This is a genomic window from Marinimicrobium hydrolyticum (assembly GCF_030848505.1).
Classification (GTDB): domain Bacteria; phylum Pseudomonadota; class Gammaproteobacteria; order Pseudomonadales; family Cellvibrionaceae; genus JAVDDU01.
The window spans coordinates 242,050-263,921 of the sequence record NZ_JAVDDU010000001.1; the positions used below are offsets into that span (position 1 = coordinate 242,050).

At 56.3% G+C, this 21,872-nt stretch carries 20 protein-coding genes; 13 read left to right on the plus strand and 7 right to left on the minus strand.

Annotated elements, in window-relative coordinates; all coding sequences use genetic code 11:
- The first annotated feature begins 4 nt into the window (after window positions 1-4).
- From RBH33_RS01140 to arfB, 3 genes are all read left to right on the plus strand, one after another.
- A complete protein-coding gene (locus RBH33_RS01140) occupies window positions 5-991 on the plus strand; it encodes a MucB/RseB C-terminal domain-containing protein (protein WP_306730280.1) in 987 nt (328 codons plus the stop codon).
- 81 nt (window positions 992-1,072) lie between these two features.
- A complete protein-coding gene (locus RBH33_RS01145; protein WP_306730281.1) occupies window positions 1,073-1,534 on the plus strand; it encodes a SoxR reducing system RseC family protein in 462 nt (153 codons plus the stop codon).
- A gap of 5 nt (window positions 1,535-1,539) precedes the next feature.
- The gene (gene arfB / locus RBH33_RS01150) at window positions 1,540-1,953 is read left to right on the plus strand and encodes an alternative ribosome rescue aminoacyl-tRNA hydrolase ArfB (RefSeq protein ID WP_306730282.1); all 414 of its coding nucleotides are present in this window, start codon (window positions 1,540-1,542) and stop codon (window positions 1,951-1,953) included.
- Here the strand turns inward: arfB and RBH33_RS01155 are convergent.
- Both RBH33_RS01155 and RBH33_RS01160 read right to left on the minus strand, forming a co-directional pair.
- A complete protein-coding gene (locus RBH33_RS01155; RefSeq protein ID WP_306730283.1) occupies window positions 1,922-3,004 on the minus strand; it encodes an MJ1255/VC2487 family glycosyltransferase in 1,083 nt (360 codons plus the stop codon). The genes arfB and RBH33_RS01155 overlap by 32 nt on opposite strands.
- On the minus strand, window positions 3,001-3,552 hold the full coding sequence (locus tag RBH33_RS01160) for a phosphatase PAP2 family protein (RefSeq protein ID WP_306730284.1): 552 nt from the start codon (window positions 3,550-3,552) through the stop codon (window positions 3,001-3,003). Before RBH33_RS01160 ends, RBH33_RS01155 begins: the two co-directional genes overlap by 4 nt.
- A 240-nt stretch (window positions 3,553-3,792) precedes the next feature.
- Between RBH33_RS01160 and RBH33_RS01165 the strand changes: the two genes are divergently transcribed.
- The 4 genes from RBH33_RS01165 to RBH33_RS01180 all read left to right on the plus strand — a co-directional run bounded on the left by RBH33_RS01165 (window position 3,793) and on the right by RBH33_RS01180 (window position 7,170).
- Window positions 3,793-4,170, plus strand: coding sequence for a diacylglycerol kinase (locus RBH33_RS01165; protein WP_373568207.1), 378 nt, complete (start codon window positions 3,793-3,795; stop codon window positions 4,168-4,170).
- Window positions 4,171-4,339: 169 nt separating this feature from the next.
- Window positions 4,340-5,644, plus strand: coding sequence for a hypothetical protein (locus tag RBH33_RS01170; protein ID WP_306730285.1), 1,305 nt, complete (start codon window positions 4,340-4,342; stop codon window positions 5,642-5,644).
- Window positions 5,604-6,329, plus strand: coding sequence for an OmpA family protein (locus RBH33_RS01175; protein ID WP_306730286.1), 726 nt, complete (start codon window positions 5,604-5,606; stop codon window positions 6,327-6,329). The genes RBH33_RS01170 and RBH33_RS01175 overlap by 41 nt, the downstream gene beginning before the upstream one ends.
- Before the next feature lie 301 nt (window positions 6,330-6,630).
- Entirely contained in the window at window positions 6,631-7,170 is a 540-nt protein-coding gene (locus RBH33_RS01180) for a hypothetical protein (RefSeq protein ID WP_306730287.1), read from the plus strand.
- Here the strand turns inward: RBH33_RS01180 and RBH33_RS01185 are convergent.
- Window positions 7,159-7,356 carry a hypothetical protein gene (locus tag RBH33_RS01185; protein WP_306730288.1) on the minus strand — a complete coding sequence of 66 codons (198 nt, stop codon included), beginning with the start codon at window positions 7,354-7,356 and terminating at the stop codon, window positions 7,159-7,161. The two genes, RBH33_RS01180 and RBH33_RS01185, sit on opposite strands and share 12 nt — an antisense overlap.
- Window positions 7,357-7,520: 164 nt before the next feature.
- Here RBH33_RS01185 and RBH33_RS01190 point away from each other — a divergent pair, with 164 nt between their 5' ends.
- The 6 genes from RBH33_RS01190 to RBH33_RS01215 all read left to right on the plus strand — a co-directional run bounded on the left by RBH33_RS01190 (window position 7,521) and on the right by RBH33_RS01215 (window position 13,634).
- Window positions 7,521-7,838, plus strand: coding sequence for a BolA/IbaG family iron-sulfur metabolism protein (locus RBH33_RS01190; protein WP_306730289.1), 318 nt, complete (start codon window positions 7,521-7,523; stop codon window positions 7,836-7,838).
- Window positions 7,839-7,913: 75 nt separating this feature from the next.
- A complete protein-coding gene (trhO, locus tag RBH33_RS01195) occupies window positions 7,914-8,855 on the plus strand; it encodes an oxygen-dependent tRNA uridine(34) hydroxylase TrhO (RefSeq protein ID WP_306730290.1) in 942 nt (313 codons plus the stop codon).
- Between the two features lie 33 nt (window positions 8,856-8,888).
- The gene (locus RBH33_RS01200) at window positions 8,889-9,221 is read left to right on the plus strand and encodes a hypothetical protein (RefSeq protein ID WP_306730291.1); all 333 of its coding nucleotides are present in this window, start codon (window positions 8,889-8,891) and stop codon (window positions 9,219-9,221) included.
- A gap of 130 nt (window positions 9,222-9,351) precedes the next feature.
- Entirely contained in the window at window positions 9,352-10,074 is a 723-nt protein-coding gene (locus tag RBH33_RS01205) for an ABC transporter ATP-binding protein (protein WP_306730292.1), read from the plus strand.
- Entirely contained in the window at window positions 10,074-12,434 is a 2,361-nt protein-coding gene (locus RBH33_RS01210) for an ABC transporter permease (protein ID WP_306730293.1), read from the plus strand. Before RBH33_RS01205 ends, RBH33_RS01210 begins: the two co-directional genes overlap by 1 nt.
- 9 nt (window positions 12,435-12,443) lie before the next feature.
- Window positions 12,444-13,634: an efflux RND transporter periplasmic adaptor subunit gene (locus RBH33_RS01215; RefSeq protein WP_306730294.1), complete on the plus strand. Its 1,191-nt coding sequence runs from the start codon at window positions 12,444-12,446 to the stop codon at window positions 13,632-13,634.
- A 28-nt stretch (window positions 13,635-13,662) separates the two neighbouring features.
- Here the strand turns inward: RBH33_RS01215 and wrbA are convergent, their stop codons facing one another.
- The 4 genes from wrbA to ppsA form a co-directional block, all read right to left on the minus strand.
- Window positions 13,663-14,268 (minus strand): NAD(P)H:quinone oxidoreductase, encoded by a 606-nt coding sequence (wrbA, locus tag RBH33_RS01220; RefSeq protein ID WP_306730295.1) that lies wholly within the window; start codon window positions 14,266-14,268, stop codon window positions 13,663-13,665.
- 198 nt (window positions 14,269-14,466) lie between these two features.
- Window positions 14,467-17,184: a cation-translocating P-type ATPase gene (locus tag RBH33_RS01225; RefSeq protein ID WP_306730296.1), complete on the minus strand. Its 2,718-nt coding sequence runs from the start codon at window positions 17,182-17,184 to the stop codon at window positions 14,467-14,469.
- A complete protein-coding gene (locus RBH33_RS01230; RefSeq protein ID WP_306730297.1) occupies window positions 17,177-18,166 on the minus strand; it encodes a 2-hydroxyacid dehydrogenase in 990 nt (329 codons plus the stop codon). The genes RBH33_RS01225 and RBH33_RS01230 overlap by 8 nt, the downstream gene beginning before the upstream one ends.
- 670 nt (window positions 18,167-18,836) lie before the next feature.
- On the minus strand, window positions 18,837-21,230 hold the full coding sequence (gene ppsA, locus RBH33_RS01235; protein WP_306730298.1) for a phosphoenolpyruvate synthase: 2,394 nt from the start codon (window positions 21,228-21,230) through the stop codon (window positions 18,837-18,839).
- Between the last annotated feature and the right edge of the window lie 642 nt (window positions 21,231-21,872).

Below are 21,872 nucleotides of genomic sequence, written 5' to 3' on the forward strand. Positions count from 1 at the left end.
CTCCATGTCGATACCCTATATAGCTCGCCGCCTGGGCGGGCTTTTATTTTTGTTGCTTGTCGCCAGCGTTACCTGGGCTGACAATAGTGATGCCTACCATTTGCTCAAAAAAATGTCCGAAGTCGGGCATAGCCTTTCATATCAAGGCTCCTTCACCTATGAACACGGCAGCTCCATGGAGAGTTTTCGAGTGGTGCGGTGGACCGAAGAAGGCGCCGAATTCGAACGTCTCGAACACCTGAGCGGCCCGGCGCGGCAGATCGTTCGCCATGTCCCCACCAGTGCCTGTTCTCGCCTGGGCGGTACCTTATTTCAGAATCGATTGGCTCGTCTTACCAGTGGCGGTGCGGAAATTGATCAATACTATCGGTTGGTCCTTCAAGGGCGGGAGCGCGTCGCCGGGCGGGATGCTCAAGTGGTTCAGATCATCCCTCGGGATCAAATGCGCTACGGCTACGTCGTAAGCCTGGATCGGGAAACGGGCATGTTGCTGAAATCCCTGCTGTTGGATGAGCAGCAGCGAATGGTCGAGCGTTTTCAGTTCATAGACTTTACCTTGTCTCCGGATGTGGCGTCTTTGGAGCCCGAAATTCGGGAAGAGTTACAGTCCCAAGCCAGTGCCGATGATGGGGATTGCGCCGAGGGGATGACAGCTGGCCCCAGGGATTGGACATTCCAGTGGTTGCCGCCCGGATTTGAGTTTTCCGGCGAAAGGCAAGTTAACAACCGCACTCATATGCTCATGTATACTGATGGCCTGGCGACCTTCTCCATATTTATTCAGCCCCGGGGCGATCAATTTTTAATCGAAGGCCGCGCCCAGCGCGGTGCCACCACCGCTTACATGGGCGCCGTCTCCGATGGTCGGCAGGACTACCGCCTCACGGTGGTGGGTGAGGTACCTTCCGCCGTAGCAGAGCAGCTGGCCCAGAGCTTGAGGCCTCGCGCTGCCGATGCCCGCACCACCGGCCAAAGCGGGGCCGCACGCTAAACTCCCAGGATCCAGGCAAACAGGACCCTGGTAAACAGGACCCTGGTAAACAGGACCGAGGGAAACAGGACTGAGGCAAAAATGATTGCTGAGACCGGCCGAATAGTGGCTATAGAAGCAGAAGGCTTATGGGTGGAGACGATTCAGCGCTCCACCTGTGGCAGCTGCGCGGCCGAAAAAGGGTGTGGACAGAGCTTGATGGCAAAACTGTCCGGGCACACCAGTTACCTGTGGGTCTTGCTCGAGGGCCGCAATCCCGATGACTACCAGTTGGGGGAAGAGATCCAGCTGGGTGTGCCGGAAGAGGTGGTGGTCAAAGGCTCGCTCTTCGTTTATCTCTTACCCCTGTTGTCGATGATTCTGCTCAGTGGGCTTGCCCACAGTGTGTTTGCGCACGAGGGCTTAAGTGCGCTTGGCGGCCTGCTGGGCCTGCTCGCTGGCGGCCTGTTGGTCCGTTGGCGCGCCCACCAAACCCGCTATGACCCCCGTTTACAGCCTGTGCTTTTGGATGAGCGCGCGCCGGTACACTTAGTGACCCCCTGACCCCCATGTTACGTATTGATCCTTCCCTCGCCATTCCGTTAACGGAAATTGATCTTAATGCCATTCGGGCACAAGGCGCCGGTGGCCAGAATGTCAACAAGGTCTCCAGTGCTGTGCACCTGCGTTTTGATATTCACGCCTCGTCCCTCCCGGAGGATTGTAAATCCCGGCTTCTCGCCTTAAGTGACAGCCGTATCACCGACGATGGAGTCGTGGTGATCAAGGCGCAACGTCACCGTACACGTGAGAAAAACCGTTTGGACGCCCTGGAGCGACTGCGTGAATTGGTGCTGCAGTGCCGGGTTCAGCAAAAGCCCCGCAAAGCCACTCGGCCTAGCCTAAATGCCAAGCGACGTCGCATGGAGCAAAAAGCGCGGCGTGGTGCCATTAAGAAAAACCGTTCCCACATTGACTACTGATCAGCCCCCCAAAGGCGGACGAGCGCTCCAGCTTCGACATTCCCTCCCATAGTTTTCGACTCAGTGCCGGTAAATCCCGGTTGCCAGTGATCAACCAGGCGGCCAATTCCGTGGCGACGTCGGGGAAGAGAACCTGTTTAGGGCGGGGCAAAGGCAGCCAAGCGGCTATGGTTTTGTTGTCGAGGCGTGTCGCCACAGATCCGTATCCGAGTTGATGTAACGCGAGGGCGTTGGAGTATTGTTCCATCTGTCCAGCCAAGGGGCAGACCAATAGTTTTTTGCCCAGCTGAATAGCTTCGCTCAACAGCTCAAAACCGGCGCTGCAGATGACTCCTTCGCACTGATGCAAGTCCTTTTGAAAGCCATCGCGGGAAAAAGGCCGTAAATGGATATGGTCGTGGTCCTGAGGTGCTGAAATTTTCTGGTAAACGAAGAATTTATACTGTGGAAAACGTTTCAGCTGACGAACGATGTCTTCTGGTTCGGAAAATGGAAGATACACTAAATACTGATTGAAACGAGGCTGATTCGGAAAGGGGGATGGCTCCACCAGCGGCGGCAAAATGGGCTGATTAAAGTGATGCCAATGTAATCCAATGGGCAAGGTAACAGGGGCAAAGTAACGCATAAACCAAGCCGTGAGGAAATTGTCGCCCCGCTTCGGAATATCGTAGAGGAAGGCGTTCTGGTGTGAGATGCCAATCACTTCTTTTTTTGCCTTTCCTGCCGCCCAAGCAGAGACTGGTTCAAAATCGTTGATGATCAGATCGTAGCCTTCCACGTCCAGTGAATTTATCTCCCGACGCAAGCTCCGAAGGTCGCTCTGTAAAAGTGTTTTGACGTATTGAATGCGGCTGCGTTTAACCGAGAAGGTTAACCCTTTATACAAGCGAAAGTCCCCAAACGCCGCCATATCAAATAAGTCTTCCCGAGCCCGGCCGGAAAAAACCCAGTCAACCTCTGCACCTACTTGTGCCAGGGCACGAGCCATTACCCGAGCCCGCGTAATGTGGCCGTTGCCTGTACCCTGAACGCCATAAAGTATTTTCATAGGGCTTCCACCATTGGCCACCAGAGCGGGTAGGCGTACAGTGCGCCCACAGCGCATACCGTGCCGAGAATCGCGCCTGCTGCTATATCACTTGGGTAGTGCACACCCAGCAGCACGCGGCTGGCGCCTACCATGGTTGCCCAACCGTAAACGGGCAGGGCAAATACCGGATAGAACTGTGTGATTAAAAAGGCAAACAGAAACGCCGCTGCCGTATGACCCGAGGGAAAACTGAATTGATCCGATGGCTTGATCCAGGCCTCGTAAAACTCAAGTTTTACTGCTGGGCGCTGGCGCCTCACTCGATTTTTTACCACTAGGTAAGTGCTGACTTCAAAAATGTAAGCGGTCATTCCGATGGTGAATAGGGTCTGCCCATGCACGGGTTCAAACCAGAACAAACCCAGCGCTATGAGTGCATAGCAATAACCATCACCGCTGTGAGAAATCCAACGTATGGACTTGCGGTAGCCAATGTTACGGGTGACGTGCAGCCATAAAAAAGCCCAGGTGTCCCACTGGTGAACGCGCTGAAGGAGAGTGTTCATCTTGACGTGCCCTCTTGATTAAACGCGAGGTCAGTAAAGCACCAGTACATGAACTTTGTATGACAACGAAGGTTTTTTGCTTCGAGTCTGTTACTTTGGCGCCTGTAGGAGGGGATGCTCGGCGTTTTGAGACTCTCGGGGCATGGAGCCGACGAGGCGTACCGTGTCCTTCCTTCCGAAACTGGGGAAAGATCAACTGCATAAAACGGAAACTACTAGCCATAGGAGCTGCCTAGCCCCATGAACATGAACAAGCCAGGAAAAACAGGATGGGTTCGGATAGTGGATGCCTTTGGGTATTCCCTAAAGGGGTTCAATGCCGCTTGGCGCTTTGAAGCGGCATTTCGTCAGGAAGTCGCCTTGGCCGTGGTGTTGGTGCCTGGAGCTTTTTGGTTGGCACGTGACCACATTGAGTTAATTTTGCTGATCAGTTCAGTGGTTTGGGTTCTAATGGCTGAGTTGATGAATACCGCCATTGAGGCGACTGTAGACCGTACAGGGCCGGAGCGGCATGAGCTATCCGGGAGGGCCAAGGATATTGGCTCTGCTCTGGTGTTAGTCAGTCTGGTTTTGTTGGCATTGGTGTGGGGAATCGTAGCCGTAGATCGTTTTGGGTGAGTCCAGGCGACTTTCATCCCCCAGGCGGCGTGGTGGGCTAAGGCATTGCTCTGTGGCTCCGATGAGAGCTGATGTTGTGCGCGCCGCGGGCTCCCAGGGCATTTTCTGGCGCCACCCCGCGTATATAGGCTACACTTTCGGAGCCGTTTAACTGGATCCGCTGCCTTTTATGGAATTTATCCTCAACTTTTCTCCGCTCACGCTGGTATTGTTGGCGCTGATCGGAATGATGACCCTGTATTTTATTGGTCCAGGGTATTCCCACCAAAGTGCCGCACACTCGCCGACCATTCTCACCAGCACCGGTATTTTTGGCACCTTCTTGGGGGTGGCGCTGGGTCTGTTGGAGTTTGATACCGACAATATTCAGGCCAGTGTCCCGGCATTGATTGTTGGCCTGCAGACGGCATTCTGGACCTCCATAGCCGGGTTGCTGGGAGCCTTGGCGGTGAAGTTTCGCCACTTGCTGACTACCATGCGTCAGGTGCGGGTGGGCGCTCAGTATGAGTCGGCCACCATCGACGATTTGGCGAATTTGCTGGGCGATATCCGCGCATCACTCGGCGACCCAAGCGCTGGCGGTTTGCGCACCGCGCTGGATGATTTACAGACTCAGCAGCATCGCGAAGGCGAGCAGCTGCGTGCTTCCCTGGAGCGTTATCAGGCGGATATGACCGAGGCCAACACCCGTGCACTGATCAGTGCTCTGGAAACGGTCATGCGCGATTTCAATACCCAGATCAACACCCAATACGGCGAAAACTTCAAAGAGTTGAACGAAGCTGTGGGCAACATGCTCATTTGGCAGCAAAACTACAAAACCGAATTGCAGGAACTGCTGGTGACTCAGCAATCCAATGGCGAGCTGCTGGACCGCGCCGCCCAAGCCTACGAAAAAGTGGTCACCCACTCGGAGATATTCAACCGGGTGTCCGAATCCATGGGTTCCATGATGGAAGCCCTGCAAACTCAGTCCGAAGGGCTGGACCGTTACCTTTCTCAACTGGCCACCGTCGCCGACAAAGCGGCCGAGGGCTTACCCTCGTTGGAAGGGCGGGTGGATGCGCTGACGCACCAATTGGCGGAAAGCGTCACCCGCAATCAGGAGCAGTTGAGCCAAGTGCTAAACGAAGCCTCGGCGGCGTTGCGGGATACCTCAGCGCAGGTGAGCAAGAACCTGGCGGACAGTCTCGACAGCACGCAAAAGGGCCTGCAGGAGCAGGTATCGGCCATGGTCACCCGTACCGGCACACAGGTAGAAGAGCTGGACAAAGCGCTGGAAGCCGAGCTGACCAAAGCGCTCACCACCTTTGGCTATCAACTGACGTCGCTGTCCGAGAAATTCGTTAACGACTACGCACCTTTGACCGACAAATTACGCGATCTGGTTCAATTGGCCGCTGCCGCAGCGCCGGCCGCCACTGACGGTACTCATGAGCAAAAAGCCCGCGCTAAAAAATCCGTTCGCTCCTGAAATACGCAGCGAAGTAGAGCATGAGGAACACTGGGTTTCCGTCAGTGACTTGATGGGCGGCCTGATGATGGTGTTCCTGCTCATCGCCGTGGTTTACATGGTGCAGCTGGAGATCGAGAGCCGTAAGATGCGCGACGTGGCCGTGCTCTATGATCGCTTGCGCACTCAACTTTATGAGGATCTGCTCGAGGAGTTCGGCCCAGACTTGCCTGAATGGGGGGCGGAGTTAAACCCGGATCTCAGCTTGAGTTTTTACAATACCGACGTGCTCTTCGCCCAAGGTGATCACAATTTGCGCCCGGGCTTTACGGACATTCTCGACGATTTTTTCCCCCGCTACGTGAATATCATCACCTCGCCGACCTATCGGGACGATATTCTGGAAGTGCGCATCGAGGGCCACACCTCCAGCGACTGGGGTAACGAACCGCCGGAAGTGGCGTACATTCGCAATATGGACCTATCCCAGGCCCGAACTCGAACGACCGTAGAGCATCTATTGCGGTTGCCGGAGGTGCACGACGAGCGGGATTGGCTGAAAGCGCACCTGACGGCCAATGGCCTTTCGTCCTCACAGCCCGTTATCGTGGATGGGGCGGAGGATCCGGCGCGTTCGCGCCGGGTGGAGTTTCGGTTGCGCACAGACGCCGAATCCCGGATCGAAACATTGTTGCAGGGGCAGTAGGGCCTGTTCACACTAATTCAATCATCACTGCTGGAGGCCATTTTTTTAGCCCAGCAAGCGGAACGCCGTCCGGGCAAGAAGGAGTGTCGTGTAGTGAGTCTACATAAACGACTGATAACGCAGCTGGGTGGAAAAATGGCCCCAGCCCTTCGGGTTGTGCCTAAAAAGCCACCACTCGTCGTTGCTCGTCGCTCATTTGGGGCTACCAAACCGCGCTCCTTGCGTCGGAGTGCCGCATCACTAGATTGGTGGTATTTTAGTCACAACAGTGACGATTGCATTAGTGTGAACAGGCCCTAACGTGGAACTGCCGGACTTTCTAGGCTTCGAAGACTTTAATCGCGTGCGTAGCCGCATGGGGGCTGAACGCCTGGGCGCCTTCGAGTTCTTTGATCCGCGCCTGCACCTGACCGCTGATGAACGGGTGCGCCTGGCGGGTGGTATAGAGGCAGGGTGGAGCGTATTGCGCTGCTTGCATGACTACACGCTGGCCTACAAAAACAGCCGGGTTTTGCTCTGGGTGCAAGTTGCCGGTACGGACCCGGAGGCGCAGATCTATCATCTAGCCTACTGTCGCACCTTGCAGAAATTACGTCGGGAGCGGCCAGAGCAGCGCTTGGGACTGGGAACCCGCCTACCCGACACAGACACTTGGCCTAAACGGGTGTGTGCATCTTGTTTGCAACAGCTGCAATTCCAGGGCTACGACGCGGCCCGTACTCGCCATCGGAATTACAGTGAACGGGTATTGGAGGACTTTGACCTGGAAGCCTTCTTTCGCCAGTATCCTGTCTACCCGCTGGCCTCTAAAGTCTTGCTGGCCTTGGATTCAGTGGGATGAGGGCGTGTCCCCGTCATCGGCCACATAGGCAAAGTAATCCTGCTCCAGGGAGCGATTAGGCGCGCGCCGGTCAGTGGATTTGCGTCTTTTACGATGATAGAGATCCAGCGGCATGTTTTTGCAGGGGTCGCGATCCAGGCGCCGATCGCCGCTGCGGCGACGATCCATAAAGATTTTACGAGGCATGCTCTTGGTACCCAATGTCCAAAGTATCGTCCAGTGGTGAGATTCCTTGCGTTGAGCGCCAGATCACTACAGTTTAGCCGTTTATTGATAAAATGCCGCTTAATTTTCCTTCTGAAGCCTAAAATCGGTGCTTGGGAAGCTATTTCTACGATTTGAGAGAAGCCATGAACCCTGTGGAAAGCCAGATACAAGCCAAGTTGACCGCTGAATTCGAACCCTTGCATCTCGAGGTGGTGAACGAGAGCAGCCAACACAATGTGCCCCCGGGCTCGGAGAGCCATTTCAAGGTTGTGCTGGTGAGTGCGGCCTTCAGTGGCAAGCGCCAGGTTCAGCGGCATCAAGCCATTTATGCGCTTTTGGCCGAGGAGCTAAACGGCGGTGTCCACGCCCTAGCCCTGCACACTTACAGCCCGGACGAGTGGTCCGGCCCCATGTCAGTACCCGAGTCGCCCCAGTGCCTCGGCGGTGGTCGCCGTTCGTGACTGCGAGCTGGTCTGCACGGGCTCTGAAAACGTTTATAATGCCCGCTTTCGCGTCGTATCCAGGTTTATGATCCCATGAGTATTGTTGTTGCTGCCCTGTACAAATTTGCGTCCCTGCCAGACTACCAGCAGTTGAGCGACCCTTTGAAACAGCAGTGTGAGAGGCTCGGTCTCAAGGGCACCTTGTTGCTGGCCGAGGAGGGCATCAATGGCACCGTAGCAGGCAGCCGCGAAGGCATTGATGGCTTACTGGACTACTTGCGGTCCGACCCTCGCTTGGCGGATGTGGAGCACAAAGAAGCCCTACACGAAGATATGCCGTTCTATCGCATGAAGGTTAAGCTGAAACGCGAAATCGTTACCATGGGGGTGGAGGGCATAGACCCGCGCCATGTGGTGGGCACCTACGTAGCACCGCAAGATTGGAATCAATTGATCAGCGACCCGGATGTAGTGGTGGTGGACACGCGCAATCACTACGAATACGCCATCGGCTCCTTCGAGCGGGCACTCGATCCACAAACTGAAACTTTTCGGGAGTTTCCCGAGTACGTGGAACAGAACCTGGACCCAAGCAAACACAAGAAGGTCGCCATGTTCTGCACTGGCGGCATTCGCTGTGAGAAAGCTACGGCGTACTTGAAGCAACAAGGTTTTGATGAGGTGTATCACCTTCAGGGGGGAATCCTGAAGTATTTGGAGGAGGTGCCCAAAGAGCAGAGCCTGTGGCGCGGTGAGTGCTTTGTGTTCGACAACCGCGTAGCGGTGAATCACGATCTTGAGCAAGGCTCCTACGATCAGTGCCACGGCTGCCGGCATCCTATCACCGAGGCTGATAAGCAGTCCGAATTTTACATGAAAGGCGTCAGCTGCCCCCGCTGTTATGACACCTTGACGGAAGATCAAAAAACGCGTTTTCGCGAGCGCCAAAAACAGATGGAGTTGGCTCGGCAACGCAATCAAGTACATTTGGGTGCGCCGCCTCCGGCCAGACAGAAGATTGCCGGCCGAGGCTAAGGCCAACAATTAATCATCGCAGCGAGTATTACTATGCAACCAAGCAGTTTTGACGGGTGGGAAATCAATTTGGCCGAGGGCCGGGCTCTGCACCGTACCGGCTTCAGTCTTCAGGTGGAAGGAGACCCCAAAGATCCGTCCGCCGTGGCCCCCGGCAATCCACCCAATCATTTGAGCGTGGCTGAGCAGGCGAGCCTCCTGCGCGAGGGTATGGCCGCCCTGGCCGCTGCCTCCGGGCCCGCCGTCCGCTCAGGCCCGAGAGTCAAAAGCCGCGCTCAACAGGAGGCAGAGGCTCAAGCCAAGCTGTTTGCCGAGCGCAGTGACAAACCAACGCGACCGCGCCTGTCTTTGAAAAAATCCTCTTAATACCCGCAAACGGACGTGCTATTTATGGATGAAGTCAGACGCGCGCTGACTTCGTTTTGATTTGGCACAAGGTTTTGACCGCGCGATACTGTAGTCTGTTCATTCAAACCAGTGCGTTAGCGAGTGTGCCATGGTCGGGACAGAAACCGCGCAAGCCGTTTTTCACACCCGGGGCCTGACCCGGGTTTTTCGTATGGGAGAAGTCGAAATCCATGCCTTACGCGGCGTGGACATGGACCTGTACCCCGGCGAGTTCGTGGTGTTGTTGGGGGCCTCGGGTAGCGGTAAGTCGACCTTACTGAATATACTCGGTGGCCTGGATGCGGGCACCAGCGGGGAAGTCTGGTATCGCGGCAAAGACCTCAGCCACGCCAGCGAAAAAGTGCTCACGGATTTTCGTCGTTACCACGTCGGTTTTGTCTTTCAGTTCTACAATCTCATTCCCAGCCTGACCGCACGCGAAAATGTCGCCATAGTGACCGACATTGCACGCGACCCCATGACCCCTGAGGAAGCCCTGGAGCTGGTGAGCTTAACGGAGCGCATGGATCACTTCCCGGCACAAATGTCCGGCGGTGAGCAGCAGCGGGTCGCCATCGCCCGCGCCATCGCCAAAAAACCCGAAGTACTGCTCTGTGACGAACCCACCGGCGCTTTGGATTCCAAAACTGGAATCAAGGTGCTGGAAGTGCTGCTGGATATCAACCGCCGCTTGGGCACCACCACGGCAGTGATCACTCATAACGCGGTAATTTCTGATATCGCCAATCGCACCATCCGTTTAAGCGATGGACGCGTGAGTGAGGTGATCGATAACCCCAATCCCGTCACTACCGATCAGTTGCATTGGTAATGCGTACTCTGCACATCAAACTGTGGCGCAACCTCTGGACCTTGAAGGGCCAGGGCGGGGCGATTGCGTCAGTGATCGCCATCGGCGTAGCCATGTTTGTGATGTCGTTTACTTCGCTCGATGCGCTGCGGGCGAGCCAGGAAAGCGTCTACCAAAATCAGCGCTTTGCGCATGTGTTTGCCAATCTCAAGCGCGCTCCCGAGTCGCTCGCCGAAAGGCTGCGCGAGGTGCCGGGTGTCGCTACTTTGGAAACTCGCGTGCAAGCACCGGTGAATATCCAAATGGAGGATTTCGATCAGCCAATCACCGGGCTGGTGCTGTCCATTCCTGACGGACAACAACCGCAGTTGAACCGCCTATTCTTGCGCAGCGGGCAACTGCCCGATGCACACCGAACGGATCAGGTGTTGGTGAGTGAGGCTTTTGCCGAAGCTCATGAGTTACAACCGGGTGATCGACTGTCGGTGGTTATCAATGGTCGCTATCAACAATTGCTGGTTAGTGGCGTGGCGTTGTCTCCGGAGTTTATTTATCAAATTCGTCCCGGCGATATCATGCCGGACTTTTCCCGCTACGGGATCTTATGGATGAATCGCAGCGCCGTGGAAGCGGCGTTCAACATGGATGGCGCTTTTAATAATCTGAGTCTGACCTTGTCTCCCGGTTACAGCGCCGAAAGTGTCATTGCCGGTTTGGACAACATACTCGCCCCGTGGGGCGGGCTCGGAGCCTACGGCCGCGACGACCAGTTGTCCCACCGTTATTTGGAGGAGGAGCTGACGCAGTTGGAAACCATGGCGCTGTTTCTGCCGTTGATTTTTATCGGCGTGGCGGCATTTTTGCTCAATGTGGTGGCGGCGCGTTTGATCCGAACTCAGCGTGAACAAATTGCCGTATTAAAAGCCTTTGGTTACAACAGCTTCGCCATTGCCAGCCACTACTCAGCGTTGGTTCTGGTGGTGGTACTTATAGGCTCTGCGATTGGCGTGTTTCTTGGAGTCTGGATAGCCAGTGGGTTGGCGGGCATTTATCAAGAGTTTTTCCGCTTTCCCTGGCTAGAGTTCAGCGTGCGACCCGGTGTGGCGCTAGCGGCGATCGTTATTGCCGGTGGGGCCACTTTAGTGGGCACCCTGAGTGCGGTGTATCGAGCCTTCAGCCTGCCTCCAGCAGAAGCCATGCGCCCCGAGCCGCCAGCGAACTTCCGGCGCACTCTGGTTGAGCGCATGGGTATCACCTGGCTGAGTCAGCCGAGCCGGATTATTTTGCGCAACCTGGAACGGCAGCCAGTAAAGGCGGGGATGTCCATACTAGGTATCGGTTTGGCGGTAGCGTTGGTGATGCTCACCGGGTTTATGAGGGGCTCTGTGTCTTATATGCTCGATGTGCAGTTTCGCTTGGCGCAAAAGCAGGATATCACCGTTACCTTTAATGAACCCGCAGCAGGCCGGACCATTCACGAACTGCGTGCCTTGCCTGGAGTTCGTTACGCCGAAGGTTTCCGCACTGCCCCCGCCATACTTCGTTATGGACACAGAGAATACCGCGGAGCCGTCCAGGGCTATGTGCCGGAGAGCCAGCTGTTCACCGTGCTGGATGCCGAACTCCAACCCATCGAAATGCCGCGTGAGGGGGTGCTTCTCACCGACCATTTGGCACGTATGCTTGGCATAGAGCCCGGCGATATTTTACAAGTGAGTGTTCAAGAAGGTCGACGACCCGAACTGAATATCCCGGTTGCCGGTCTGGTGACCGAATTCATCGGTGTGGGCGCCTATATGCACCGGGATACCTTAACTCGCCTGCTACGAGAGGATGACACCATCAGCGGTGCCTTTCTCGCCATTGAGCCGGAACACCAGAGCGAGCTGAACCGGCGCCTGGAAAACATTCCGCGTATCGCCGGGGTTAATTTTCGCGAGAACGTGATCACCGCTTTTAACGAGGCGATGGATGAAACGGTATTGATGTTTACCTTGTTCAGCATGGTAATGGCCGGCTCCATCGCCTTTGCCGTGGTGTACAACAATGCTCGCATTGCCTTTGCGGAGCGGGGGCGGGAGCTGGCCAGTTTGCGGGTACTGGGTTTTACCCGCGCGGAAGTTTCTTTTATTTTGCTGGGAGAATTGCTGCTACTGACGTTTATTGCCATGCCGGTGGGCTTCGCGCTGGGCATTGGTTTAAGTTGGCTACTCACCTGGGGCATGCAGACCGATCTGTACCGCATTCCGCTGGTGATTACCCCGCAAACCTACGCAACGGGAGCGCTCGTGGTACTGACGGCTACGTTCTTGTCGGCCCTGATCATTGGCCGCTCCTTGGCAAAATTGGATATGGTTTCGGCCCTGAAAGCCGCGGAATAGGACACGATTATGCACATGCCCAAGAAACGCACCTTAATACTAACCGCAGTGGGAGCTGCCGTGGTGATTGTCATTGCCTACAGTTTTCGGGCACCCGCCGCGCTGGTGGATAGCGCCGTTGTTGAGCGAGGGCACTTCCAACAAGTCGTGGAAGAAGAGGGGCGCACGCGTTTGCCGAATCGTTACCAGGTATCAGCGCCAGTGGCCGGTTACTTGAGCCGTGTACAACTGGAACCGGGGGATGAGCTGGCACAAGGGGCGGAGCTGTTCAGAATCAACCCCGCTCCCGCCGTGCCCCTGGATGCGCGCAGCCGCAGCCAAGCAGAGGCGGCTCTGGCGCGCGCGGAATCGGCGTTGGATGCGGCGCGCACCCTGGTGGAGGCGGAGCAGGCACGCGCGGAATTGGCGGAGGCAGAGTTGGAGCGTATTGAGCGCTTGGTAACGGAGGGGCACATGCCCCGGGAGAGTCTTGATCGGGCGCAAGCGGAAGCACGGCGCGCGGCCGCGAGTTTACGTTCAGCTCGTTTTGGCGTCGATGTAGCCCGCTACGAACGCGATAGCGCTCGTGCCAGCGTCGCCATTGTCGGCGGCGAACAGGGCCAGAATCCCATTCCAGTGAATGCGCCGGTAGGCGGAGTGGTGCTAACCCGCGAGCGTCAAAGCGAGGGCATGGTGCAGGCGGGAGAACCGATTCTGACTCTCGGTGACTTGGCCAGTTTGGAAGTGGAAGTGGATGTCCTGTCGCCGGATGCGGTTCGATTGCGCCCGGGTATGCGCGTTGAGATTGAACGCTGGGGCGGTGAGGAAAACCTACCGGGTCGCGTTCGCCGGGTGGAGCCCTCGGGTTTTACTCGTTTTTCCGCCCTTGGGGTGGAGGAGCAACGAGTGTGGGTGATCGTCGACTTTGATACCCGACGTGAACACTGGCAACACCTGGGGGATGGCTACCGGGTAGAGGCGCGCTTTATTCTTTGGGAGGGCAGCGATGTGCTCCAGATTCCCGCCAGTGCGCTGTTTCGAGAGGGGGATGCCTGGGGCGTTTTTGTGATTGAAAATGGCCGAGCCCGCCACCGCTCTGTAACGCCAGGCCGACGCTCGGGGCTAATGGCAGAAGTGCGTTCAGGGTTGTCCGAAGGCGAGCGAGTGGTGCTGCACCCCGGACAAGATATAGGCGAGGGCAGCCGGGTGCAGACCCGTTAAGGGTACCCTTCACCTTTACCCGCTTACATTAGTGAGCGCTTTGTTTTTGCGCTATTTTGGCCACATGCTCGCCTTGGAAGCGGGCGATGGTGAGCTCGTTCTCGCTCGGTTGGCGCGAGCCGTCACCTGCAGCCATAGTCGCGGCCCCGTAGGGTGATCCGCCCATGATTTCAGTCATGTCAGTCAGTGCCTGACAGGAATAAGGCACACCCACAATGATCATGCCCTGATGCAGTAAGGTGGTGTGAAAAGACGTCACTGTGGTTTCCTGGCCGCCGTGCTGGGTCGCGGTAGAAGTAAATACGCTACCCACTTTACCGACCAACGTGCCGTTCATCCAATGCCCGCCGGTTTGGTCCAGGAAGTTGCGCATTTGCGCGCACATATTGCCGAAGCGGGTGGGGGTGCCAAAAATAATGGCATCGTAGTCAGACAATTCAGCGGTGGTGGCCTCAGGTGCTTCTTGGTCCAATTTTGCGCCCGCTTTTTTGGCCACGTCTTCAGGCATAATTTCTGGCACACGCTTCAACGTCACTTCCACTCCGTCGACTTGGCGCGCGCCTTCGGCTACGGCTTTGGCCATGGTTTCTACGTGGCCGTACATACTGTAATACAGAACTAGTACCTTGGTCATGATTCGCTCCTGTCGTTAAATGTTTCAAAAGCGCTTAAACAACCTCTCGGCTTAGAGGCGCAAGCGTTGTGTGCACAACAACACTGAGGAAGACTAGGCAAGGCTAACAGGAGTCGAAGCGAGCGGGCAAAGATTGACTTTACATTAATTAACGGTCGGCGGCCGATTCAAAATCGAGGCCGCTCAGAGCGCATTTTCTCATTTTTTTAATCGGTGGCGGCGAGTAAGTGCTTTTTCAAACTCCATCAACAGCAGAATCGGGCTGGTGACAATAATCATCAGGAGCCAATCGCTGGCGGGCAAAGCCGCTACTTCAAAAACCTGCTGACTGAGCGGCCAATAAGTAAAGCCCAGCTGCAGTACCAATACCAGCGCAATGGCGCACAAGCTGGGCATGACGCCCTGCCAATATCGCTTGTGCCAGAGCGCGTCGTTCAATGTGCGGGCGCTCAGCAGATAAAAAATTTCAAACAGTACCAACGCGTTCACTGCCAGTGCGCGGGCTTCCTCCAGGCTGGCTTGCTCCGCGCGCCAACCGAACAGGGCGAACACAGTTGCTGCACCCACACCGCCCACAAACAGTATTCGATACAGTAGGCTGACCGTGATCAGCCCCTGACCGTAAGGCCGGGGCGGGCGCCGCATAACATTCGCCTCACTGCGTTCAAAGGCGATGGCCAGCGCGAGGGTGACGGCGGTGACCATGTTGACCCAAAGTATTTGCGCCGGAGTGATAGGCAACAGCCAACCGAATAAAATCGCCAACACAATGACACTGGCTTGAGCCAGGTTGGTGGGCAAAATAAAGACGATGGCTTTAACAATGTTATCGTAAATGGTGCGGCCTTCTGACACGGCGCTGACAATGGTGGCAAAGTTGTCATCGGTCAGTACAAAGTCCGAGGCCTCTTTGGCGGCGTCAGTGCCCTTTTGGCCCATGGCAACGCCAATGTCGGCACTGCGCAACGCCGGTGCGTCGTTGACGCCATCTCCGGTCATGGCCACTGTGTGGCGGCGCGCTTGTAGGGCTTCCACCAACTGCAGTTTATTGAGTGGGCTGGTACGGGCAAAGATATCTACGCCTTCGGCGGCTTCTTGCCGCTCCTCGGGACTGAGCTGATCCAGCTCCGCGCCGGTCATGACGCGTTTTGAATTCAGCCCCAATTCCCGGCCAATAGCGGCGGCGGTGACCGGATTGTCTCCAGTGATCATCAGTACCCGAACCCCCGCGCTATGGCATTGGGCTATGGCTTCAATGGCCTCGGGTCGAGGTGGATCACTGATTCCCACTAGCGCGACCATGATCAAGCCTTCTTCCATATGGCTGTGGTCAACCTGGTGCTGGTCCTCATGGGCCGGCTTACTGGCCAGGGCCATGACGCGCATGCCGTGAAGGGCTAGCTCATCGTTCTGCGCCTGCCAATAATCTTTATCCAAGGGCTCGGGTCCGCTGGGGCCCAGTTGCTTATCACACAAGCTCAGCAAGCGGTCGGGCGCACCCTTGATGGCCACTTCCCGGCTGCCGGAGGGGTGCGCGTGTAGGCTGGCCATGTAGCGCTTTTCGGTTTCAAACGGCAGTGTGTCCAAACGTGGCCAATCGCGGCCGGTGCTGTGCTGACCTAAGCCGTGCTTGAGCGCCAGCACATGGAGTGCACCCTCGGTCGGGTCGCCGTGCAAGTGCCATTCACCGTCGTCCTGGGTGATGTTGGCATCGTTGCAGAGCAGGGCGATACGGCAAGCGGCGTTCAGCACCTCGTCAGCGTCTGGTGTTCCCGTATCGCTGCTTAAGGTGCCTTCGGGCGCGTAACCCTCCCCGCTCACGGAATAATGGTTATAGCGGGTTACGACGGCGCGCGCGGTCATGGCGTTTGCGGTCAGGGTGCCGGTTTTATCGGAACAGATTACATCCACCGAACCCAATACTTCCACCGCCGGCAGGCGTCGCACCAGAGCGCGTTTGCCGGCCATCCGCTCCACGCCCAGCGCCAGTGTAATCGTGACAATGGCTGGCAGGCCTTCGGGAATGGCGGCCACAGCAATACCGATGGCGCCCTGGAAAAGCGTTGCTAAATCGTCGCCATGCACCAAGTACCCTAAGGCCATGGTCACGGCAGTGAGTGCAAGGATCACCAAGGTCAACTGCCCAGCGAAGGTGCGCAGTTGGCGCTGCAGGGGTGTTTCGGTCAGGGTGACGCCCTGCACCAGCTGATTGATGGCACCAATTTCAGTATGGGTCCCGGTATGAATGACCAGACCGCGTCCACTTCCTGAGGCGATCAGGGTACCCATGTAGGCCATGCTGGAACGTTCGGCGAGCGGCGTGTCCTCGGAAACGGGCTCTGGGTCTTTGTCGCTGGCTTGGGATTCGCCAGTCAGCAAAGCCTCATCACAGCGCAAGTTTTTGCTATCGAATAACCTTAGGTCGGCCGGTACCCGGTCGCCCGGCTGCAGGAGCACTACGTCGCCAGGGACCAAGGCGCTGCTGTCGATGCTGCGGGTATGCCCGTCACGCACGACCAGGCATTGGCTGCGGCTCATGGACAAAATGGCCCGTAGAGCTCGCTCTGCCTTGCCCTCTTGCAGGAAGCCAATGGTGGCGTTGATCAGCACCACCGCCGCAATGACGCCAGCGTCCACCCAGTGGCTAAGGGCAGCGCTGATCACCGCACTGACCAGAAGTATGTAGATAAACAGGTTGTGAAATTGCCGTAACCAACGCTTCCAGGCAGGGACGGGTGCTGCGGTGGCAAGCTGGTTGGGGCCCCACTGGCTTAACCGATCAGCGGCCTCCTTCGCAGAGAGACCGCCTGGTTGGCTGTGCAGTTCGGTAAAGAGTTCCTCCGCTTCTGTACTGTGGGCCGAAGGCAAAACCGGGGCTGTTTCTTGTCTATTTGTTGGGGTAGTGCTTTTATTCAACGAGGCATACCTGGGCAAGATTGCCCTTTTCAAAGTGGCTGATATTGTCAGTGGTGACCTTGGCAATGGTGGTCAGGGCTTCGTGGGTAAAGAATGCCTGATGCCCGGTGATGACCACATTGGGAAAGGTTAGCAAGCGTGCAAAGACATCGTCCTGAAGTAGCTGGTTGGAGTAGTCTTCAAAAAACAAATCGGCTTCTTCTTCGTACACGTCCAGGCCTAAGTAACCGATTTTTTGTGATTTCAATCCTCCGACGACGGCCTTGGTGTTGATCAAGGCTCCGCGCCCGGTGTTGATGAGCATAACGCCGGGCTTCATGCGTTCCAGGGCGGCGTCGTCGATCATATGATAGTTGTCCGGCGTTAGGGGGCAGTGCAAAGATACAATATCCGCTTCGGGCCAGAGATCATCCAACGCTTTGTAGGTAACACCCTGTTGTGCCAATGCTTCATCGGGGTAGGGATCATAGGCGATCACCCGACAGCCCATGCCCAACATAATGCGGGCAAACACGGTGCCGATTTTTCCGGTGCCTACGATGGCTACTGTCTTGCCGGCCAGGTCGAAACCAAGCAGGCCATTGAGAGAATAATCGTTTTCTCGAATTCGGTAATGGGCTCGGTGCAAGTGGCGGTTGAGCATTAAAATTAAGCCTAGGGTGTGTTCGGCAATGGCGTGGGGGGAATACTCAGGCACGCGAGCGATGGTAATACCCAGCTCTCGCGCCGTGGCTAAATCCACTTGATTAAAACCGGTGCAGCGCAGGGCGATGATGCGCACGCCTTGATCAGCCAATAATTTCAAAACCTCGGCATTTAACTGGTCGTTAACAAAGCAACACACAGCTCCGCAGTCCTGCGCCAGAAGTGCGGTGTTGGCTTTCAACGGGGCTTCAAGAAACAACAGTTCGTGCTGATCTTTGTTTGCGCGGGTTAAATAATCCCGATCATAGGGTTTGGTGCTGTAAACGGCGATTTTCATGTTTCAACTCCTTTGCGCTTGGCAGCTAATACACTAATACAAATAGTGTTTATTGGCTATTGATGTGGAGGCTTCAGTTGGTGAATTTCGGTACAAACGTATGGAGATTTGATCAAGTGCTACGAGCGGGGTAATTACTCCCGGACACGCCGTGTACCCTTCCCTGGGGGCTTGACGCCGACCTCCTGTCGGCGACAGTCCGGGAGTAATTACCCCGCTCTCCGCGGTGCCACCCTGGAAAAATCGGGAAATAAGCGAGTTGGATTTGGTAGCTACACGGCACAAGGTTAGGTAAAACCCAGCATCGGATACCGCCAAACAACGCTATTGGCACCATGGGTGGTTGGGGAAGCTATTCCGGAACCCTCGCGTCATGGAAGACGCGGGGGAGCTACAGGGATGTGTTTACCGCGGCTCACTGGGCACATCCGTGTGCCCAACCCTACGGGCAGCCTGCGGCTGTGCTAATCGGCTTTCCTGCCGATTAGTCCGGAATAGCTTACCCAAGCGCCCCGTTCTCAATGTCCCTTAATCCCCGCTGGAGAGCCCAGACATATTTCACTTCGGGCGTCCTGCTTCGCCCTACCGACTACACCCTTGTAGTCCCGACGATTTGTTACAGCGAGTCTCAAAACGCCGGGCGTCCTTTCCGATCTACCATGGTAACCACTCACCGGCCTTTTTCCGCCGCCGCAATGTGCTGGCTACCGCGAATAATCGAATCCGGGTTGAGCGAAATGGAGTCGATACCACAATCCACTAAAAAGGCCGCGAAGTCTGGGTAGTCTGAAGGCGCTTGACCGCAAATGCCCACTTTGCAGCGCTTTTCATGCGCGACTTTGATGACCTGAGCCACCATGCGCTTGACCGCTTCATCGCGCGCGTCGAACAGGTAGCGCAATTCGGTGGAGTCCCGATCAATGCCTAGGATCAATTGCGTTAAATCGTTACTGCCGATGGAAAACCCGTCGAAACGTTCGGCGAATTGTTCCGCCAGTATCACGTTGGAGGGTATTTCACACATGACGTAAACCTGTAAGCCGTTTTCGCCCCGTTTTAATCCGGCGTTAGCCATGATTTCCATGACCTTGTCCGCCTCTTCGGGAGTGCGGCAAAAGGGAATCATGGCCACGATATTGTCAAAGCCCATTTCTTCCCGGGCACGCTTAAGCGCCTTACACTCCAGTTCAAACGCCTCTTGGTAGTTGGGATGATAGTAGCGGGAAGCGCCGCGCAGCCCGAGCATGGGGTTGGCCTCTTCGATTTCGAAGTACTTGCCGCCCACTAGACCGCGATATTCATTGGACTTGAGGTCGGAAAAACGCACCACGGCTGGATTCGGATAGCAGGAGGCGGCGATCTTGGCGATGCCGGTGGACAGCTTGTCCACAAAGTATTCGGCCATGGTGTCGTAGTGTTGGGTCATCTCGCGAATACGGTTCAGCACTTTGCGGTTCTGTACTCGCTTCGGATGCAGCAGCGCCATGGGGTGGATGCCGCTCTGGCCGGAAATGATAAATTCGATACGCGCCAAACCTATGCCCCGCGTCGGCAACTGCCACCAGTACATGGCGCCATCGGGCATGGCGACGTTGATCATCAATTGAGTGCGAGTGTCGGCCATTTGATCAACTCTCACTTCCCTTTTTTCAAAACGCATCATTCCCTGATAGACCTTGCCCACAGCGCCCTCGGAGCAATCCAAAGTAAGCTTCTGGCCGTCCTTTACTACCTGGGTCGCGGTTCCGGTGCCGACGATGGCGGGAATTTTCAGTTCGCGGCTGACAATGGCGGCGTGACTGGTGGTACCGCCGCTGTTGGTGATAATGCCCGAGGCTTTGCGCATGACATCGCCCCAGTCGGGGTCGGTGCGGTCCGTGACCAGGATGGCGCCGTCCGGAAAGCGGTCCGCCTGGTCGGGCGTGTCCAGGCGGCAGGCGGGTGCGCTGGCCACGGCGCTTCCGACACTGGCGCCCTCGAGAATCACCTGGCCTTTCTCTTTGAGTTTGTAGTTGTAAAAAATCGCTCGTTCTTTTTGCGATTCGATGGTCTCGGGTCGCGCTTGCACAATGTACATCTGTCCGGTCTTACCGTCTTTGGCCCACTCGATATCCATGGCTCTGCGGTAGTGGTTCTCGATGGCCTGGCCCCATTTGGCCAGGTTTAGAATTTCGTCGTCGTTGAGCACCAGGGCGCGGGCTTCGGCGTCTGTGGTGGCCACGGTCAGTGTGGATTTTTGAGGGGCGGAGGTGCCGCCACGGGGGTAGACCATTTTTTCCGCTTTGCTGCCACAGGTGCGCTCCAGAATGGGGCGGAAGGGTCCTTTCAGCAGGGGCTTGTAGACCATAAAACGGTCTGGGTTAACACTGCCCTTGACGACACTCTCGCCCAGACCCCAGGACCCGTTGATGAGCACCACGTCGGGGAAGCCGCTTTCCGTATCCAGCGTAAACATTACGCCGGCGCAGCCGAGATCCGAGCGGACCATCTGCTGCACTCCAACGGAAAGCGCGACTTGTTCATGGGCAAAGCCGCGGTGTTCCCGATAGGCGATGGCTCGGTCCGTATACAGCGAGGCCAGGCACAGCCGACTGGTTTCTAACAGGGCGTCAACGCCGCGCACGTTAAGAAAACTCTCCTGCTGGCCGGCAAAGCTCGCTTCCGGCAGGTCCTCGGCGGTGGCGGAGCTGCGCACTGCCACGTCGCAATCAGGCATTCCGACTCGCTTGCACAGTTCTTCGTAGGCGTTGGCGATGGCTCGCACCTGCTCGGGCGTGAAGTCGCCGCCCCGGATCAGGGCGCGTATGGCGGCGCCGGTTTCCGGCAGGCTTTGGCGGCGGTCTGCCAAGCGGGCCAGTTGATCGCGGATTTGGGATTCCAAGTGATTGCTGCGGATAAAGTCGCGATAGACCTGCGCGCTGATGGCAAAGCCGGGTGGCACTGGAATTTCTTCCTGGCGCAGGGTTTGAATCATTTCGCCCAAACTGGCGTTTTTTCCGCCGACCCTTTCTACATCGTTCATGTCCAGGTCTTCAAACCATAGGATATTGTCTACGTGGGACATGTGTCGCTCCTTCCTTCGTGTGCGTGCGTTGGATCCAGTCTAGCGCTAGCAGTGTAGGAATAATTTGCTCCAGATCAGATATTGACTAGATACCTCAGGCTAACTTTGTATTCTGCGGGCGGCCGCGAATGCAGGTGCATTCTAAGGTCAAGGTGGCCTCGGTAATCCGATGTGCCACAGCTGAAAACCTAACGGTATCTTGATGGAACAACGACACTGCAGGGCTGTGCTAGTGCCTGGCCGGTCGCCGATACCGGTCTGCGCAAGCTACTAATGGAGTTAGCGGTTCAGGATGCGGGTAAATCTGACGCGACGTTGCCTGTTTTAGCTCGCTTGTCAAACTGACAGCGGGCGCGTATGATTTATTGCTCGGTGTCAGGGCCGGTCCTAAACCCAGAAAGTACCATCCAATTTCAGCAGAGCAGATTCAGATGATCGCCATGCGTAAACATTACTTTATTTCCACTCGCCCGAGCGCCTGCGTTCTGGGAGTTGGTTTGTTTTCGCTGCTTTGATTGATTAGATTTTATTCAGGCCGCGAATTGACCGCGGTCTGAATCCTCAAGTCCCCTTCGTTTTTTCTTTCCGCGTTCAATTCTCCGTCTAAACATGGAGAGTTCACCGTGCGTTTTTTACAGTGGG